The sequence below is a fragment of the Luteimonas lutimaris genome, assembly GCF_039537065.1.
GTDB lineage: Bacteria > Pseudomonadota > Gammaproteobacteria > Xanthomonadales > Xanthomonadaceae > Luteimonas > Luteimonas lutimaris.
Genome location: NZ_BAAAZU010000029.1, coordinates 51,433 through 67,852, shown reverse-complemented (window position 1 = coordinate 67,852; position 16,420 = coordinate 51,433). Strand labels below are relative to the sequence as shown.

The 16,420-nt window shown below is 69.8% G+C and carries 17 protein-coding genes; 9 read left to right on the top strand and 8 right to left on the bottom strand.

What is annotated here, in order from left to right:
• A complete protein-coding gene (dksA, locus tag ABD679_RS12875; RefSeq protein ID WP_344760395.1) occupies positions 1-1,014 on the bottom strand; it encodes an RNA polymerase-binding protein DksA in 1,014 nt (337 codons plus the stop codon).
• 132 nt (positions 1,015-1,146) lie between these two features.
• Here dksA and yidD point away from each other — a divergent pair, with 132 nt between their 5' ends.
• Genes yidD through ABD679_RS12860 form a run of 3 tightly spaced genes read left to right on the top strand, consistent with a single transcriptional unit; the run spans position 1,147 to position 3,557 of the window.
• Positions 1,147-1,371 carry a membrane protein insertion efficiency factor YidD gene (yidD, locus tag ABD679_RS12870; RefSeq protein WP_344760394.1) on the top strand — a complete coding sequence of 75 codons (225 nt, stop codon included), beginning with the start codon at positions 1,147-1,149 and terminating at the stop codon, positions 1,369-1,371.
• A 9-nt stretch (positions 1,372-1,380) separates the two neighbouring features.
• Positions 1,381-2,727 carry a dihydroorotase gene (locus ABD679_RS12865; protein ID WP_344760393.1) on the top strand — a complete coding sequence of 449 codons (1,347 nt, stop codon included), beginning with the start codon at positions 1,381-1,383 and terminating at the stop codon, positions 2,725-2,727.
• The gene (locus ABD679_RS12860) at positions 2,727-3,557 is read left to right on the top strand and encodes a M23 family metallopeptidase (protein WP_344760392.1); all 831 of its coding nucleotides are present in this window, start codon (positions 2,727-2,729) and stop codon (positions 3,555-3,557) included. Before ABD679_RS12865 ends, ABD679_RS12860 begins: the two co-directional genes overlap by 1 nt.
• A 156-nt stretch (positions 3,558-3,713) precedes the next feature.
• Here the strand turns inward: ABD679_RS12860 and folE2 are convergent, their stop codons facing one another.
• The 7 genes from folE2 to efp form a co-directional block, all read right to left on the bottom strand.
• The gene (gene folE2 / locus ABD679_RS12855) at positions 3,714-4,628 is read right to left on the bottom strand and encodes a GTP cyclohydrolase FolE2 (protein WP_344760391.1); all 915 of its coding nucleotides are present in this window, start codon (positions 4,626-4,628) and stop codon (positions 3,714-3,716) included.
• Positions 4,629-4,743: 115 nt separating this feature from the next.
• Entirely contained in the window at positions 4,744-5,406 is a 663-nt protein-coding gene (locus ABD679_RS12850; protein ID WP_344760390.1) for an isoprenoid biosynthesis enzyme family protein, read from the bottom strand.
• Entirely contained in the window at positions 5,403-6,125 is a 723-nt protein-coding gene (locus ABD679_RS12845; protein WP_344760389.1) for a phosphoglycolate phosphatase, read from the bottom strand. Before ABD679_RS12845 ends, ABD679_RS12850 begins: the two co-directional genes overlap by 4 nt.
• On the bottom strand, positions 6,115-6,855 hold the full coding sequence (gene ubiG / locus ABD679_RS12840) for a bifunctional 2-polyprenyl-6-hydroxyphenol methylase/3-demethylubiquinol 3-O-methyltransferase UbiG (protein ID WP_344760388.1): 741 nt from the start codon (positions 6,853-6,855) through the stop codon (positions 6,115-6,117). The genes ABD679_RS12845 and ubiG overlap by 11 nt, the downstream gene beginning before the upstream one ends.
• A 64-nt stretch (positions 6,856-6,919) precedes the next feature.
• Complete coding sequence (locus ABD679_RS12835) at positions 6,920-8,266, bottom strand: TRZ/ATZ family hydrolase (protein WP_344760387.1); 1,347 nt, start codon at positions 8,264-8,266, stop codon at positions 6,920-6,922.
• Entirely contained in the window at positions 8,263-9,045 is a 783-nt protein-coding gene (locus ABD679_RS12830) for a PA3715 family protein (protein ID WP_344760386.1), read from the bottom strand. Before ABD679_RS12830 ends, ABD679_RS12835 begins: the two co-directional genes overlap by 4 nt.
• A 73-nt stretch (positions 9,046-9,118) precedes the next feature.
• Positions 9,119-9,685 carry an elongation factor P gene (gene efp / locus ABD679_RS12825; RefSeq protein WP_344760385.1) on the bottom strand — a complete coding sequence of 189 codons (567 nt, stop codon included), beginning with the start codon at positions 9,683-9,685 and terminating at the stop codon, positions 9,119-9,121.
• A 126-nt stretch (positions 9,686-9,811) separates the two neighbouring features.
• On the opposite strand from efp, the gene epmB reads away from it, so the two are divergent.
• From epmB to phbB (ABD679_RS12795), 6 genes are all read left to right on the top strand, one after another.
• Positions 9,812-10,846 (top strand): EF-P beta-lysylation protein EpmB, encoded by a 1,035-nt coding sequence (gene epmB / locus ABD679_RS12820; protein ID WP_344760384.1) that lies wholly within the window; start codon positions 9,812-9,814, stop codon positions 10,844-10,846.
• Positions 10,847-10,893: 47 nt separating this feature from the next.
• Positions 10,894-12,978, top strand: a complete 2,085-nt coding sequence (locus ABD679_RS12815; protein WP_344760382.1) for an EAL domain-containing response regulator — start codon at positions 10,894-10,896, stop codon at positions 12,976-12,978.
• 138 nt (positions 12,979-13,116) lie between these two features.
• Entirely contained in the window at positions 13,117-14,022 is a 906-nt protein-coding gene (gene gluQRS, locus ABD679_RS12810; protein ID WP_344760381.1) for a tRNA glutamyl-Q(34) synthetase GluQRS, read from the top strand.
• 54 nt (positions 14,023-14,076) lie between these two features.
• Positions 14,077-14,817 carry a beta-ketoacyl-ACP reductase gene (gene phbB / locus ABD679_RS12805; protein ID WP_344760380.1) on the top strand — a complete coding sequence of 247 codons (741 nt, stop codon included), beginning with the start codon at positions 14,077-14,079 and terminating at the stop codon, positions 14,815-14,817.
• Between the two features lie 309 nt (positions 14,818-15,126).
• The gene (gene phaR / locus ABD679_RS12800) at positions 15,127-15,639 is read left to right on the top strand and encodes a polyhydroxyalkanoate synthesis repressor PhaR (RefSeq protein WP_344760379.1); all 513 of its coding nucleotides are present in this window, start codon (positions 15,127-15,129) and stop codon (positions 15,637-15,639) included.
• A gap of 13 nt (positions 15,640-15,652) precedes the next feature.
• Complete coding sequence (gene phbB / locus ABD679_RS12795; RefSeq protein ID WP_344760378.1) at positions 15,653-16,393, top strand: acetoacetyl-CoA reductase; 741 nt, start codon at positions 15,653-15,655, stop codon at positions 16,391-16,393.
• The last annotated feature ends 27 nt before the right edge of the window (positions 16,394-16,420 follow it).

Sequence of the window (16,420 nt, the reverse complement as noted above, 5' to 3'; positions counted from 1 at the left end):
TCAGTCGCCGATCTGCTTCTGCAGGTGTTCCCAGCGCTCCTGCTCGTCGATGGTGCGCTCGGCGGTCAGGCGGGCCTCCAGGCGTTCGAGGCCGATCTCCTCGCCCGAGTCGACGCTGAAGCCGTACTCGCCCGAATCCACGCGCTTGAGCGTGCTGTCGATTTTGCCGATCAGCTTGCGGTAGCGGTCGCGGGTGCGCAGCTCCAGCGAGTTCTCGGTTTCGCGGGTGGCGCGCTCGGCCTCGTCGCCGACGTCGCGCACTTCGTCCTTGAGGTTCTCGATGGTCTGCTTGGATTCCTCGACCAGGTCGGCGCGCCACTGCAGCAGGCGCTGGCGGAAGTATTCGAGCTGCAGCGGGCTCATGTACTCCTCGTCCGCACCCGGGCGGTAATCCTTCGGCAGGATCGGGCGGCCCGTGGCCTCGTCGGTCTTGTACGGCACGACCTTGTACTTGGTCTTCGGCGCAGGCGCTGGCGTACGCGACACCACGGCCACGGCGACCTTGCCCACCGGACGCGGCGCGAACGGCGAACGGGTCGCCGGACGGGTGGCTTCGGGCTTCGCGGGCGCGGGCTTCTTCTTCGCCGCGGGCGCCTTGGCGACCTTCTTCGCGACCGGCGCGGCCTTGGCGACCGGCTTGGCGGCCTTCTTTGCCGGCGCCTTCGCGGCCGGGGCCTTCTTTGCGGCGACCTTCGCCGGCGCGGCCTTCTTTGCCGGGGCCTTCGTGGCGGCCTTCTTCGTGGCGGCCTTCTTCGTGGCGGCCTTCGCCGGCGCCGCCTTCTTCGGCGCGGCCTTCTTCACGGGCTTTGCGGCGGTCTTCTTCTTCACCGGGGCCTTGGTGGCGGCCTTCTTCACTGCCGGCTTCTTCTTCGCGGGCGCGGCCTTCTTCGGCGCAGACTTCTTCGCGACGGCTTTCCTGGCGGCGGGCTTCGCAGCGGACTTCTTCGCGGCGGCAGGCCTTGCGGCCTTCTTGGCGGCCTTGGCGGCCTTCTTCACGGTTTTCTTGACAGCCACTTGTTGCAATCCTTCTGATCCCCCTGCGTGGGGGATGTGGTTCCCTTGGATGGGAAAGCGCGCTGTTATACCCTGCCCTGACTACAGCGGCAACCGCACGGGACCTTTTCCCGGGCCGCCGTGCAACCCCACGTGATCGATCGCCTCCTCATCGCCCTCCTGCGCGGCTACAAGCGCTGGCTGAGCCCGCTGCTCGGCCCGCGATGCCGGTTCGTGCCGACCTGTTCGGAATACGCCATGCAGGCCATCGCGCGCCACGGTGCGCTGCGCGGCGGCTGGCTGGCGATCCGCCGCATCGGCCGCTGCCACCCCCTGCACCCGGGCGGCCACGATCCGGTCCCGCCCACTTCCCATTAGGAACCATTCATGTCCGACACGCTGATCGTCAATGCCCGCCTGGTCAACGAAGGACGCGAATTCGACGCCGACCTGCGCATTTCCGGCGGCCGCATCGACGCCATCGGCAGCGGCCTGGCCGCGCGCGAAGGCGAAAAGGTCGTCGACGCCAACGGCCGCAGGTTGCTGCCGGGCATGATCGACGACCAGGTGCACCTGCGCGAACCGGGCATGGAATACAAGGCCGACATGGCCACCGAGTCCACCGCGGCGGTCGCCGGCGGCACCACCAGCTTCATGGACATGCCCAATACCAGCCCGCCGACGCTGTCCGCCGGGGCGCTGGAGAACAAGTACCAGCGCGCCGCCGGCCGCGCCCGCGCCAACTACGGCTTCTACATGGGCGCCAGCAACGACAACCTGGAGGCGATCCGCACCCTCGACCCGCTGGCCGCGCCCGGCATCAAGGTGTTCATGGGCGCCTCCACCGGCAACATGCTGGTCGACGACCCGGACACGCTGGCCGGCATCTTCCGCGAGGCGCCGACGCCGATCATCACCCACTGCGAAGACACGCCGATGATCGAGGCGATGCAGGCGAAGTATCGCGCCGAGTACGGCGACGACATCCCGGCCGCCTGCCATCCGGACATCCGCTCGCGCGAGGCCTGCATCAAGTCGACGAAGCTGGCGCTGGAACTGGCGAACACGCACGGCACTCGCCTGCACGTGCTGCACATTTCCACCGCCGACGAGCTGGCGCTGTTCACGCCCGGCCCGCTGATCGACGGAAACGGCGTGCGCAAGCGTATCACCGCCGAGACCTGCATCCACTTCCTGCGCTTCGACCGCGACGACTACGCGCGCCTGGGGCACCTGATCAAGTGCAACCCGGCGATCAAGGACGCCAGCGACCGCGAGGCGCTGATCAACGCGCTGGCCTCCGACGTGATCGACGTACTCGCCACCGACCACGCGCCGCACACCTGGGAGGAGAAGCACAATCCCTACGTGCGCGCGCCCAGCGGCCTGCCGCTGGTGCAGTACGCGCTGGTCGCGGCGCTGGAACTGGTGCGCGAAGGCCGGCTGAGCAACGCGCAGGTGGTGCAGAAACTGGCGCACGCACCGGCGCAGCTGTTCGACGTCAAGCAGCGCGGCTTCCTGCGCGAGGGCTACTGGGCGGACCTGGCGCTCATCGACGACACCCCTTTCACCGTGCGCCGCGAGGACGTGCTGTCCAAGTGCGCGTGGTCGCCGTTCGAGGGCACCACCTTCCACTCGCGCATCGCCGCGACCTGGGTCAACGGCGAGCTGGCGTGGGACGGCGAACGCATCGTCGGCGAGCCGCAGGGCCGGCGGCTGGAGTTCGACCGCTGATGCGCCGGCTGCTCGCATTCGCGTGCCTGCTGGGATTGTTCGTGGCCAGTGGCGCGCCTGCACAGGATGACGGCGACAACCGCATCACGTTCCCGGCCAGTGTGTCGCAGGGCGCGCTGGTGTTCGGCCGGGTGCCGGCCGGCAGCGTGGTCGAGTACGCGGGCCACACGCTGCGGCCGACGCCGTACGGCACGGTGGTGTTCGGCGTCGACCGCCGCGAACAGGGGCCGCTGCATCCGGTGGTGGTGCATGCCGACGGCACGCGCGTGAGCGAGAACATCGCGGTCACCCCGCGCGACTGGCCGCTGGAGCACGTCAACGGCGTCCCGCCGAAGACCGTCAACCCGCCGCCGGCGATCGCCGAACGCATCCGCCGCGAGCAGGCACGGGTCACCGCCGCGCGCTCCCGCGACGACGCCCGCGCCGATTTCGCCGCGCCGTTCACCTGGCCGGTCAAGGGCCGCATCAGCGGCCGCTTCGGCAGCGGCCGCGTGTACAACGGCCAGCCGGGCTCGGGGCATTCGGGCATGGACATCGCCGTGCCCAGCGGCACGCCGGTGAAGGCGCCGGCCGCGGGCGTGGTGACGTTCGCCGATCCGGACCTCTACCTCACCGGCGGCACGATCCTGCTCGACCACGGCCACGGGGTGAGCTCGAATTTCCTGCACCTGTCGCGGCTGGACGTGAAGGTGGGCGACCGGGTGGCGCAAGGCCAGGTGATTGGCGCGGTCGGTGCGACCGGCCGGGCGACGGGGCCGCATCTGCATTGGGGAATGAGCTGGTTCGACGTGCGCGTGGATCCACTACTCGTCCTTGAGCGCACGCAGTAAACAAAGCGCGGCAATTCATTGTCGGAACGCGCGGCGGCGCGGTTCGCATCGCCAGAGTCGAAAGGCCACACGCAACACGCCTCCCGCAGGAACGGCGGAAGCCGCGACACGCGGGGAATCGCGGCTTCCGCCGCTCCTGCAGGAACCTCGTTCCCGTTACGGGCCGCTCACCCGCGCCACCGCGTCATGCGCGTGCAGGCTCTCGAAATGCGACACGGTGGCGTCGAAGCGTTCGATGCGTGCGTCCGCCGACAGCGCGGCGGCGACGCGGCGGGCGGCGTCCTCGCAGAACATCAGGTTTTCGGCGTTCAGGCGCGCGAAGGCCTGTTCGTCCTCGCGCTTGACCGCGGTCTGCACCGGCGTGCCGAGCGCGGACTCGATCGCGTCGACCAGGCCCTCGATCGTCAGTTGCCCGAACGAGGGCTGCAGGCGGATGCGCACGTCGGCGCGGCTGCGCTGGGCGTGCGGGGTCGCTGCCAGGCCGCGTTCGGAGGCCAGCCAGTCGCGCACCACGGCGGTGGACAGCGGCCGCGCGGCGGCGAAGTCGTCGGCGAAGCGCTCGGCGTTGAGCTGGCGCGACAGCGCGGCCGATGCCGGACAGGTGCTCGAATACTCGACCGAGAACGCCAGCACCAGCGCGAGGTGGCCGTCGGCCAGCGTCGCGTCGATTTCGACCGGATAGCGCTTCCAGCCGGCATTGTCGCTGGCCAGCGCGGGACGCAGCAGGAGCTGGTCGTAGCGCAGCACCAGCCGCGCGGCCGTCGACAGCCCGGCCTGCGAGTCGATGCAGTCCTGCAGCACGCGGCGCAGGCCGGCGGGCGTGATCGCCTCGGTCACCAGCGCGTCCTGCAGGCGCAGGTACAGCCGCGACATGTGGATGCCGCGCGCCTCGGGTTCGACGAGGTTGACGAAGACGTCCGCGGACGCGGCCACCTGCAGCGGCACACCGTTCGCGCCGGGGATCGCCAGCGGCAGGTCGATGTGCTCCATGCCCACCCAGTCGAGCGGGCGCGCGGCGATGGCCAGGTCGCCGGCGACGTCCGGCAGGGGGTTGGGGCTGGAAGGATTCACGGCATGCGGGGGTTGAAGACAGGCGCACAGTTTAACGGCTGGCGTCCAAACGGCCGCGCAACGCTGCGTTTCTGCGGATGCGGCGCCCGCGGAGCGCCTGCATGACCCCGCGGGCTCAACGCGTACCGCGTGCCGCGCGCCAGGCCAGCCACAGGCTGCGCAGCGGCGGCGCGGCGAGGTCCTGCCCCGCCGATGCGCGACGCAGACGCTCGCGGATGAAGGCCGACTGCAGCCGGCGCGGACGGGTTCCCGTGCCCGGCGCGGGGACGACTCCGGGCAGACGGCCCGCTTCGCCGGCATCGCTCCACGTCAGCCGGCGTTCGGCAAGGAGATCGAAGGCGATCGCATCCGCGTTCGCTCCTGCATCGGCCCCCGTCCCGAACAATGCTTCCTCGCAGCCGGCGACGGCCAGCGCGATGGCGTCCAGCCCCGCCTGCGCCGGATCTGCCGACGGCGGCAGTTCGCGGCTGGCCTGCAGCGGCAGCAGGGCCGCGGCGAGCGCGTCCCAGGGCGCGGGTCGTGCCTGCAGCACTTCGCCCAGCGGATGCCGGCGGCCGCCTTTCGCCCAGCCGCGCAGTTCCTCGTTCCACCAGGCCAGCTTGGCCAGGCCGGGCGTCGGATCGGCACCGCCCCAGGCGGCATCGGTCAGTTCCTGCAGCAGCGCGAACCAGGCGAACGCGGTGTCGCGCTGCGCCGCCGGCACGAACGCCGTGGCGATGCCCCACTCCGGCCAGCGCGCCTGCCACTTGGCGATGAATTCGTCGGCGTTGCCGCTCATGGCGAAGCCGCTGCCCGCGCCGGCACCGGCCACACCGAGGGATCGAGCAGGTCGCGCGGCGCCCCGGCCATCACATCACCCTGCCACGCGACCGGGTCGTCGTCGCGCAGGCGGTATCCCCACAGCGCGACCACCGACGGCATCCCGGCCGCGCGCGCGGCAACGATGTCGCGTTCGTCGTCGCCCACGTACGCGCACCGCGACGGCTCGAACCCCAACACCTGCGCCGAGTGCAGCAGCGGCAGCGGATGCGGCTTGCGCTCGGCAAGCGTGTCGCCGCCAACGAGGATCGCGCTGCGCGACTCCCAGCCGAGGGCCGGCAGCACTTGCCGCGCGAGGTACTCGGGCTTGTTGGTGACGATGCCCCAGCGCGCGCCGTCGGCCTCGAGCGTGGCGAGCATGTCTTCGACGCCGTCGAACGGCCGGCCATGCAGGCCGATCTCGCGCTCGTAGGCGTCGAGGAACGGCTGCACCAGCGCCTCGCGGCCGGCGTCGTCGAGCGCCGGGAAGCTGGCCGCGAGCATCGCGCGCGCGCCACGCGATACATGCGGGCGCAGTTGCGCGAGCGTCACCGCATCTTCGCCGCGGCCGCTGCGCAGCGCGTTGACGGCAGCCAGCATGTCGGGTGCGCTGTCGAGCAGGGTGCCGTCCAGGTCGAACAGCACCAGCCGGGGAAAGCGTGCGCCCGCGGCCGACCGCGCCGGCTCGCTACCGGCCATCGTCGCCTTCCGGCTTCAGCGCGCAGGCGAGGTAGTTCACTTCGGTGCGCCGGGACAGCCGGGCGGCAGCGCGCCACGGCTCGTAGACCAGCCCGCTGACGTCCTCCAGCTGCAGGCCGGATTCGCGCAGCCAGGCGCCCAGCTCGGACGGCCGGATGAAGTCGCGGTACTGGTGCGTGCCCCTGGGCAGCAGCCGCGCGACGTATTCGGCGCCCACGATCGCCAGCGCGAACGCCGCCGGCGTGCGGTTGAGGGTGGACACGAACAGCTGCCCGCCGGGCCTGAGCAGCGTGGCGCAGGCCGACAGGATCGCGCCGGGATCGGGCACGTGCTCGAGCATCTCCATGCAGGTGATGGCATCGAACGCGCCCGGCTGGTCGGCCGCGAGGTCTTCCACCGACTGCACCCGGTAATCGACTTCCACCCCGGATTCGCGCCCGTGCAGGCGCGCGACCCTGACCAGGTCGTCGGCCAGGTCGATCGCGGTCACGTCCGCGCCCGCGCGCGCCAATGCCTCGCTGAGCAGGCCCCCGCCGCAGCCCACGTCCAGCACCTTCGCGCCGCGCAGCCCGACACGATCGGCAACGTAAGCCAGTCGCACCGGGTTGAGCGCATGCAGCGCCTTCTGCGGGCCCTTCGGGTCCCACCAGCGGTTGGCGAGCGCGGAGAACTTGTCGAGCTCGGACTGGCGGAAGTTGGGCGTCTGCGGTGCCGCGGATGGCGCGTTCATGGCGTGTTCCTGCATTGGTTCGCGCAGGAGCGGTTTTCAGCCGCTCCTGCAGGGGCCGTGACGGTTACAGCGCGGCGCGGTCGATGGCCGCGATGCGGGTGCGCCACTGCTTCGCGTTGGCGATGATCGCGTCGACGTCCATGCCGACCAGTTCGCGTTCGCGCAGCTTCGGCTTGCCGGCGATCCACACGTCGCTGACCTGGTGGCGGCCGGTGGCGTACACCAGCTGCGATACCACGTGGTACAGCGGCTGCGCCTCGAGCACGGACAGGTCGAGCAGCACCAGGTCGGCCTGCTTGCCCGGCTCGATCGAGCCGACCAGGTGGTCGAAGCCCATCGCCTTCGCGCCGCCGAGCGTGGCCGCACGCAGCGCGCTGAAGGCGTCGAACGCCGCTGCGTCCTGCGCCACGGCCTTGGCCATGATCGCGGCGGTGCGGGTCTCGCCGACCATGTCCAGGTCGTTGTTGCTGGCGCAGCCGTCGGTGCCGATGGCCAGGTTCACCCCCGCGCGCTCCAGCGCGCAGGCCGGGCAGAAGCCGGAGGCCAGCTTGAGGTTGGATTCGGGGCAGTGCACCACGCTGACCCCGCGCTCCACGCACAGGTGGATCTCGGCTTCGGTCAGCTGGGTCATGTGCACGGCGATCAGGCGATCATTGACCAGGCCGAGCCGGTCGAGACGCGCGATCGGCCGCTGACCGTGCTCGGCCTGCGACTGCTCCACTTCCTGCGCGGTCTCGTGCAGGTGCAGGTGCACCGGCACGTCGAGCTGGTCGGCCAGCATGCGGATGCGCTCGAAATTGGCGTCGTTGACGGTGTACGGCGCATGCGGCGCGAAGGCCGTGGCGATCAGCGGATCGTCGCGCCACTGGTCGTGGACCTCGCCGGCCTTGTCGAAGTACTCGTCGTCGGATTTCGCCCACGCGGTGGGGAAGTCGATCACCGGCAGGCCGACGCGCGCGCGAAAGCCGTGGCGCTTGTAGACCGAGGCCTGCACGTCGGGAAAGAAATAATTCTCGTTGATGCAGGTGGTGCCGCCGCGGAGCATCTCGGCGATCGCCAGGGTGATGCCGTCGGCGACGAAGTCCGGGCCGATCACCGCGCCCTCGATCGGCCAGATGTGCTGCTGCAGCCAGACCTTGAGCGGCAGGTCGTCGGCGACGCCGCGCAGCAGCGTCATCGGGTTGTGGGTGTGGGCGTTGACGAAGCCCGGGACCAGCGCGCCCTCGGGCCGGCTGACCGTCTCCGCCGCCGCGAACCGCGTCCGCGCCTCGGCCACGGGCAGCACGGCAACGATCGCGCCGTCGCGCACGGCCACCGCGTGGTTTTCCAGCACCACGCCGTGCGGCTCGACCGGGACGACGAAGCCGGCTTCGATCAGCAGGTCGCAGGGTTCGGGGGCGTTTGAACTCATTGGACATCTCTCCATTCGGGCGAGCCCGGCGGGCCGAGCCAGAACACATCGTCGTCGCCGACCGGCCGGTACCGGCGGCCGTCGTAGCGCAGCAGCCGGTGCTCGCTGCGCGTGCGTTCCGTGCCATCACGATCGGGTTCGTTCGTGTAGCGGGTGATTTTCGCTGTCAGGCGCATGTCCCGGTAGCCGGCATGGGACTCGCCGGCCATCGCCAGGAAGACGTTGGCGTTATCCGTGACCACTTTGCCCATCGACATGCTGCAAGGCTCGCCTTCCACCCGCATCCACGCAAACAGGTCCTGGCGCAACACGGGTCGCAGGTTCGTCCCGTCAACGACGAGGAGGGTCAACTCCCGGTCGTAACTGTAGTCGGGGCAGCCGTTGTGGGCTTCGTTGTCGACCACCACGCCGAATGCGCGAACGCCGGGGGCGAGGTCATACCGGGCCGTATCCAGTGCGAGGCCTTCTTTCGACAACTCGAAGCCCGCGTCCTCCTCTTTGTCCATCACGTAGCCGGCGAGCAAGCGTTGGTCCCGAGCATCGAGCATCGCCACGCGGACCTGCACGCTTCTGTTCCCGAAGCTTTCGTCATTCGAGTAAGCCACTGCCACAAGCAATCGGTCTGTATCGTAGGGCCAGACCTTGCAAGTCTCCGCCACGACATTCATCGGATAGTCGGGCGGCGGGATTTCACCGAATGCGTCGGACACCCGCAGCGATTCGACCACGCCATCCGGGCAGTCGCCCGCGGCGGCCGATGCGGGCAAGGTGGCCGCCACGAACGCGGCAGCCAGAGTCCAGGCGACACAACTCCGGGCACGCTTCGTCGGACGAAGCCGGGCAATCACGGCCCTACTTCACCCTCGAGACATACTCGCCCGAACGGGTATCGACCTTGATCACCTCGTCCTGGCCGACGAACAGCGGCACGCGCACCACCGCGCCGGTTTCCAGCGTGGCCGGCTTGCCGCCGGTGCCGGCGGTGTCGCCCTTCACGCCGGGGTCGGTCTCGACGATCTTGAGTTCGACGAAGTTCGGCGGCTGCACGGCGATCGGGGTGCCGTTCCACAGCGTGACCACGCACTCTTCCTCGCCCTTGAGCCACTTCTCGGCGCCACCCATGCCGGTCTTGTCGGCCTGCACCTGCTCGAAGCTTTCCGGGTTCATGAAGTGCCAGTACTCGCCGTCGGCATACAGGTACTGCATGTCGGTGTCGACCACGTCCGCGGCGTCGAGCGAGTCGGTGCTCTTCATGGTGACTTCCTGCACCCGGCCGGACTTGATCAGGCGGTACTTGACGCGGGTGAAGGCCTGGCCCTTGCCCGGCTTGACGTACTCGGTGTCGGTGATGATCGCGGGTTCCGCGTTGACGAGGATCTTCATCCCGTTCTTGACGTCGTTCATGCCGTAGCTGGCCATCGGTACTCCTGTGATCGCTGTGGATCGCGTTGGGCGGGTCGAGCCGCGGCAGCGGCTAGAATGGAAGGGATTGGGCTCCGGCGCGGCCGGGACGGCCCCGGAACAGAGCCCGGGAACAGATCCGGAATGATACCTGCTGCCTCCCCTGCCCTGCAGCCTGCCCCGGCCGGCGCGGGCCTCCGCGACGCCGCCGGCTGGAAGCGCCTGTGGCGCGAGGCCGTGCGCGATCCGCGCGAGCTGCTGGCCCTGCTCGGCCTCGAAGGCCGGGTGCCGGGGCTGTCCGTCGCCGCAGCGGCGCAGTTCCCGCTGCGGGTGCCGCGCGGGTTCGTCGCCCGCATGCGCCATGGCGACCCGCACGACCCACTGCTGCGCCAGGTGCTGCCGCTGGACGAGGAGCTGCAGCCGGTGCCGGGCTTCTCGCTGGACGCGGTGGGCGACGGCGCCGCACGCGCCGGGCACGGGGTGATCCACAAGTACGCAGGCCGGGCGCTGCTGGTCGCCACCGGCAGCTGCGCGGTGAACTGCCGCTACTGCTTCCGCCGCCACTTCCCCTATGCCGAGGAGACCGCGGCGGCCGGCGGCTGGCGCGAGGCGGTGGCGACGATCCGCGCCGATGCCTCGATCCACGAGGTGATCCTGTCCGGCGGCGACCCGCTGTCGCTGGCTACCCCGAAGCTGGCCGAGCTCACCGGCCTGCTGGGCGGCCTGCCGCAGCTGCGCCGCCTGCGCATCCACACCCGCCTGCCGGTGGTGCTGCCCGAGCGCGTGGACGACGAGTTCACCGGCTGGCTGCGTTCGCTGCCGTGGCCGGTCGCGGTGGTGGTGCATGCCAACCACGCGCGCGAGTTCGACGATGCCATCGACGCAGCCATGGCGCGCCTGCGCGACGCCGGCGCCACGGTGCTCAACCAGGCCGTGCTGCTGCGCGGGGTCAACGATTCGGTCGACGCCCTTGCCGCGCTGTCCGAGCGCAGCTTCGCCGCCGGCGTGCTGCCCTACTACCTGCACCAACTCGACCGCGTGGCCGGCGCCGCGCACTTCGAGGTGTCCGATGCGCGCGCGCTGGAACTGCACGCGGCGCTGGTCGCGCGGCTGTCGGGCTACCTCGTGCCGAAGCTGGTGCGCGAGGTCGCCGGGGATGCTTCCAAGCGTGCGCTGTGACCGCGTCGACGTAGACTAGCCCCTCGCCCCGTGGCATAAACGCCCGCATGTCGAAGAACCCGGAACAAGCCCTGCGCCTGATGATCGTCGACGACAGCGTCGAGGATGCCGAGGCCATCGTCAGCGCCCTGCGCAACTCCGGGGTGGCCGTGCGACCGCTGCGCCCGGCCTCCGCCCAGGAGCTGGCGGGCATGCTCGGCGAGCAGAAGATCGACCTGGTCCTCGCCGCGCAGCAGGCCCGGGACATCCCCTTCGCCGACGCGATGCAGGCGGTCGCCGCCAGCGGCAAGGACATCCCGGTGGTGGCGGTCAGCAATGGCATCGACGATGCCGGCCTGCACGAAGTCCAGAGCGCCGGCGCACGCAATATCGCCCTGCGCCACAAGCCGCAGCAACTGCTGGCGACGGTGAAACGCGAATGGGAGGACCTCGAGGGCCGCCGCGCCCTGCGCCGGCTGGAGGCCCGCGTGCGCGAGACCGAGCGCCGCTGCGACACGCTGATCGAATCCTCGCGCGACCCGATCGCCTACGTGCACCAGGGCATGCATATCCGCGCCAACAGCGCGTACCTTGAAATGTTCGGCTACGAGTCGTTCGAGGACCTGGAGGGCATGTCGCTGCTCGACCTGGTCGCGCCGCAGCACGTCAACGGTTTCCGCGAGCTGCTCAAGGACCTGGCGAAGGGCGAACCGCCGCCCGCCCGCTACGACCTCGAAGCGCGCGATGCCGACGGCACCGGCTTCCCTGCGTCGATGGAATTCGCGCCGGCGATGTACGAGGGCGAGGCCTGCCAGCAGGTGATCTTCCGCCGCCAGGAGCACGAAATCGACGCCGACCTGGCGCAGGAGCTGGAGGAACTGCGCCAGCGCGACCAGGTCACCGGGCTGCTCAACCGCCCCACCTTCCTGCACATGCTGGAGGACACGGTCGCCGACGCGGCGCAGAACAAGGCCCAGCACGGCCTGCTGCTGCTCGAACCGGACCATTACCAGCGCCTGCTGCACGAAATCGGCCTGGACGCGGCCGACGCCATGCTGGCCGCGATGGCCGAACGCCTGCAGGCGGCGATCGGCGAGGACGCGGTGGCCGCGCGCTTCGCCGAGCACAGCCTCGCCGTGCTGATGCGCGGCAGCGACTATGCCCGGACCACCGCGCTGGCCGAGCGCATCCGCGAGGCCTTCGCCTCGCACGTGTTCCAGATCGGCAACCGTTCCAGCGTGATCACCGCCAGCATCGGTGGCGTGCAGATCGGCGAGAAGATCGCCAGCGTCACCCAGGTGCTGGCCAAGGCCAACCAGGGCGTGCAGTCGTCCATCGGCGTCGGCGGCAACCGCTTCGAGATCTTCGACCCCAGCGCGGTCGACCGCGCCGAGGAAGAGCACGTCCAGGCCTGGGTCACCCGGCTGCGCGACGCGCTCGACCAGGAGGGCTTCGTGCTGCACTACCAGCCGGTGATCAGCCTGCAGGGCGACACCGGCGCGGTCTACGAGACCTTCCTGCGCCTGGACGCCGGCGACGGCGAACTGGTCAAGCCCCTGAGCTTCCTGCAGATCGCCGAGGAGCACGGCCTGCTGTGGGAGATCGACCGCTACGTGGTCGGCCACACCATCGCCGCGATTGGCCAGCGCATCAGCGCCGGCAAGCCGACCGCGCTGCTGGTCAAGGTCAGCCAGGCCTCGCTCGACGACGACAGCCTGGTGCGCTACATCGGCGAGCAGCTCAACGCGCACGGCGTGCCGGGCGAGTACCTGGTGCTGCAGTTGCCCGAGGCCAAGGTGTTCACCCACCTCAAGGCCGCGCAGGACTTCGCCGCGGCGATCGGCAAGCTCGATTGCCGGATCGCGCTGGAGCAGTTCGGCGCCGGCCTGGACTCGTTCCAGCTGCTGACCCACCTGAAGCCGAACCTGCTCAAGATCGACCGCAGCTTCATGGAAGACCTGCCGAAGAATGCTGCCAACCAGGATCGCATCCGCGAAATCGCCACCAAGGCGCGCGAACTGGGCATCCGCACGATCGCCGAATTCGTCAGCGACGCGGCCAGCATGTCGATCCTGTTCTCGGCGGGCGTGGACTATGTCGAGGGCGAGTTCCTGGCAGGGTCCGGGCCGGAGATGAACTACGACTTCGAGTGACGGGGTTGGGGATTCTGGATTCGGGAAAGCGTGTGCGCCAGACCTTGAATTGTCATCCCGAGCGCAGCGAGGGATCTGCTTTGCTTGGCAGATCCCATGAAGCAGATCCCCCGCTACGCTCGGGATGACAATCCCACCATGCTTCCTTCGCCCTACCGCGGCCGCTTCGCTCCTTCGCCCACCGGGCCGCTGCACTTCGGCTCGCTGCTGGCGGCGTTCGGCAGCTGGCTGATGGCGCGCCACGCCGGCGGCGAATGGCGGGTGCGGATCGAGGACATCGACCCGCCGCGCGAAGTACCCGGCGCGGCCGACACGCAACTGCGCACGCTGGAGCGGTACGGCCTCATGCCCGACGGCCCGGTGCTGCGCCAGAGCGAACGCGACGCCGCGTACCGCGCGGCGCTCGACCGCCTGCTCGCCAGCGGCGACGCCTTCGAATGTCACTGCAGCCGCGCCGACCTGGCCGGCAGCGGCGGCGTGCACCGCGCCTGCGTGGCGGGCGCGCGGCGGCCCGATCCCGCGATCCGGCTGCGCGTACCCGACGGCACCGTCGTCGCCTTCGACGACCGCGTGCAGGGCGCGGTCGAACAGGACGTCGCACGCGAGGTCGGCGACTTCGTCCTCCGGCGCGCGGATGGCCCGTGGGCCTACCAGCTGGCGGTGGTCGTCGACGACGCCGCGCAGGGCATCACCGAAGTCGTGCGCGGCGCCGACCTGCTCGACTCCACCGCGCGCCAGGTGTTCCTGCAGCGCCGGCTCGGCCTGCCGACGCCCGGCCATGCGCACCTGCCGCTGGTGGTCGATGGCGACGGCCGCAAGCTGTCGAAGTCATTGGCGGCGCTGCCCGTGGACGACGGCGACCCGCTGCCGGCGCTGCGCGCGGCGTGGCTTGCGCTGGGCCAGGCACCCGAAGGCTGGCTGGATTCGGGCGCGCTGCACCGCCGGCTGGCTGCCGCCGCAGCCGCCTTCGAACCGTCGCGCATCCCGCGCACCCTGCCGCCCCTCGCCGCGCTGCACAACGCTCCCGTCATCGACGGTGCCTAGAATCACCGTGATGGGGAAATGGCTCCCCGTCGGAGTTCGACAGGAGACTTGGACATGGGCGCACGCGTGGCGTTGGTAACGGGCGGGACGGGCGGGATCGGCACGGCAATCTGCAAGCGGCTGGCCGCGGGCGGCCACCGGGTCGCCACCAACTACCGGAACGAGGACAAGGCGCGCGCGTGGCAGGATCGGATGCAGGCCGACGGCTTCGACGTGGCGCTCGCGAAGGGCGACGTCTCCACCCCCGAGGACGCCGAGTCGATGGTGCGCGAGGTCGAACGGCAGCTCGGTCCGGTCGACATCCTGGTCAACAACGCCGGCATCACCCGCGACGGCACCTTCCACAAGATGCACGCGCAGCAGTGGCAGGAGGTCATCAACACCAACCTCAACTCGGTATTCAACGTCACCCGCCCGGTGATCGAGGGCATGCGCGCGCGCAAGTGGGGGCGGATCATCCAGATCAGCTCGATCAACGGCCAGAAAGGCCAGTACGGCCAGGCCAACTACGCCGCGGCCAAGGCCGGCATGCACGGCTTCACGATCTCGCTGGCGCAGGAGAACGCGAAGTTCGGCATCACCGTCAACACCGTTTCGCCGGGCTACATCGGCACCGACATGGTGATGGCCGTACCCGAAGAGGTGCGCAACAAGATCGTCGCCCAGATTCCCACGGGCCGCCTGGGCACGCCGGATGAAATCGCCTACGCGGTGTCGTTCTTCCTGCCCGACGAGGCGAGCTGGATCACCGGGGCGAACCTGGCGGCGAATGGCGGACAGTACATGGGGTGGTAGGGCTGGGGCCGGGGACCCGGGACCCGGGTCTCGGGACTCGGGACTCGGGAAAGCGTGCACGCCGGTCTCTTGAGCTGTCATCCCGAGCGCAGCGAGGGATCTGCTTTTCCGGCAGGCGCATGAAGCAGATCCCTCGCTGCGCTCGGAATGACAATGCGGTTGGCTGGTGCTTCGCCAGCCCAGCCCCCAGTCACCAGCCGCAGTCTCAGCCGGTCCCGCCCCACCGCAGTCCCAGCCACACCCGGCCTTCTTGCAACCCGTGCTGCACTGCGCCATGCTGCAGGGACGCATTGTTAGAGCCTTTGCTCCATGACCAAGACGCGCGTCATCAAGAAGTATCCGAACCGTCGCCTCTACGACACCGACATTTCGAGCTACATCACCATCGAGGACGTCCGCCAGCTGATCGTCGATGGCGAGGATTTCGAGGTCCGCGACGCCAAGAGCGGCGAGGACCTGACCCGGCAGGTACTGCTGCAGATCATCGCCGAACACGAGCAGAACGGGCAGCCGATGCTCTCGACGAAGATGCTGAGCCAGATCATCCGCCTTTACGGCGATTCGCTGCAGGGTTTCATGGGCAGCTACCTGGACCGCTCCATGCAGACCTTCATGGATCAGCAGGCGCAGTTCCGCAAGCAGATGGGCGACGTGCTCGGGCAGACCACGCCCTGGTCGATGATGAACCAGCTCACCGAGCGCAACATGGAAATTTGGAAGGACTTCCAGGAAAACCTGGTCGCCGGCATGGGCCGCACGCAGCAGGCCGATCCCGACAAGGCCGCCGCGAAGGACAAGGACACCGCCAGGCGCGGCAAGTAGCAGGGGGATCATCTTGGACAAGCGCATCGCTGCCGTCACCGGCGGCATTGGCGGGCTCGGCACCGCGATCTGCAAATCACTGGCCGCGCAGGGCCGCACCGTGGTCGCGATCGACCTGGGCGACCGCGCCGAACGCATCGAGGCGTTCGCGCGCGAGACCGACGGCCTGGACATCCATTTCGCCGCTGGCGACGTCTCCGATTTCGACGCCTGCGGCCGGCTGGTCGACGACATCGTCGCCGCGCACGGCAGCCTCGACGTGCTGGTCAACGCCGCCGGCATCACCCGCGACACCACCCTGCGCAAGATGCAGCGCGAACAGTGGGACGCGGTGCTGCGGATCAACCTGGACGGCGTGTTCAACCTGTGCCGGCACGTGGTCGATGGCATGGCCACGCGCGGCTTCGGGCGGATCGTCAACATCAGCTCGGTGAACGGCCAGACCGGGCAGTTCGGGCAGACCAACTACGCCGCGGCCAAGGCCGGCATGCACGGCTTCACCATGGCGCTGGCGCGCGAGGTCGCGCGCAAGGGCGTCACCGTCAACTCAATATCGCCCGGCTACTGCGAAACCGCGCTGGTGATGGCGATGTCGCAGGAGATCCGCGACCGCATCGTCGCCGACGTGCCGGTCGGCCGGCTCGGCCAACCCGGGGAGATCGCACGCACCGTGGCGTTCCTCACCGCGGACGACGCCGGCTTCATCACCGGCGCCAACATCCCGGTCAACGGCGGGATGTTCATGTCGTTCTGAGGCGGCCCGGCATACCCGGCCCTGGTA

What these genes read in the sequence shown, in the direction of transcription:
- efp (WP_344760385.1), bottom strand. Translation starts at nt 9,685, where the DNA reads ATGGCCAGCTACGGCATGAACGACGTCAAGAACGGGATGAAGATCCTC.
- ABD679_RS12815 (WP_344760382.1), top strand. Translation starts at nt 10,894, where the DNA reads ATGTCGAAGAACCCGGAACAAGCCCTGCGCCTGATGATCGTCGACGAC.
- phbB (WP_344760380.1), top strand. Translation starts at nt 14,077, where the DNA reads ATGGGCGCACGCGTGGCGTTGGTAACGGGCGGGACGGGCGGGATCGGC.
- ABD679_RS12835 (WP_344760387.1), bottom strand. Translation starts at nt 8,266, where the DNA reads ATGAGTTCAAACGCCCCCGAACCCTGCGACCTGCTGATCGAAGCCGGC.
- ubiG (WP_344760388.1), bottom strand. Translation starts at nt 6,855, where the DNA reads ATGAACGCGCCATCCGCGGCACCGCAGACGCCCAACTTCCGCCAGTCC.
- ABD679_RS12860 (WP_344760392.1), top strand. Translation starts at nt 2,727, where the DNA reads ATGCGCCGGCTGCTCGCATTCGCGTGCCTGCTGGGATTGTTCGTGGCC.
- gluQRS (WP_344760381.1), top strand. Translation starts at nt 13,117, where the DNA reads ATGCTTCCTTCGCCCTACCGCGGCCGCTTCGCTCCTTCGCCCACCGGG.
- epmB (WP_344760384.1), top strand. Translation starts at nt 9,812, where the DNA reads ATGATACCTGCTGCCTCCCCTGCCCTGCAGCCTGCCCCGGCCGGCGCG.
- ABD679_RS12850 (WP_344760390.1), bottom strand. Translation starts at nt 5,406, where the DNA reads ATGAGCGGCAACGCCGACGAATTCATCGCCAAGTGGCAGGCGCGCTGG.
- phaR (WP_344760379.1), top strand. Translation starts at nt 15,127, where the DNA reads ATGACCAAGACGCGCGTCATCAAGAAGTATCCGAACCGTCGCCTCTAC.
- ABD679_RS12845 (WP_344760389.1), bottom strand. Translation starts at nt 6,125, where the DNA reads ATGGCCGGTAGCGAGCCGGCGCGGTCGGCCGCGGGCGCACGCTTTCCC.
- ABD679_RS12865 (WP_344760393.1), top strand. Translation starts at nt 1,381, where the DNA reads ATGTCCGACACGCTGATCGTCAATGCCCGCCTGGTCAACGAAGGACGC.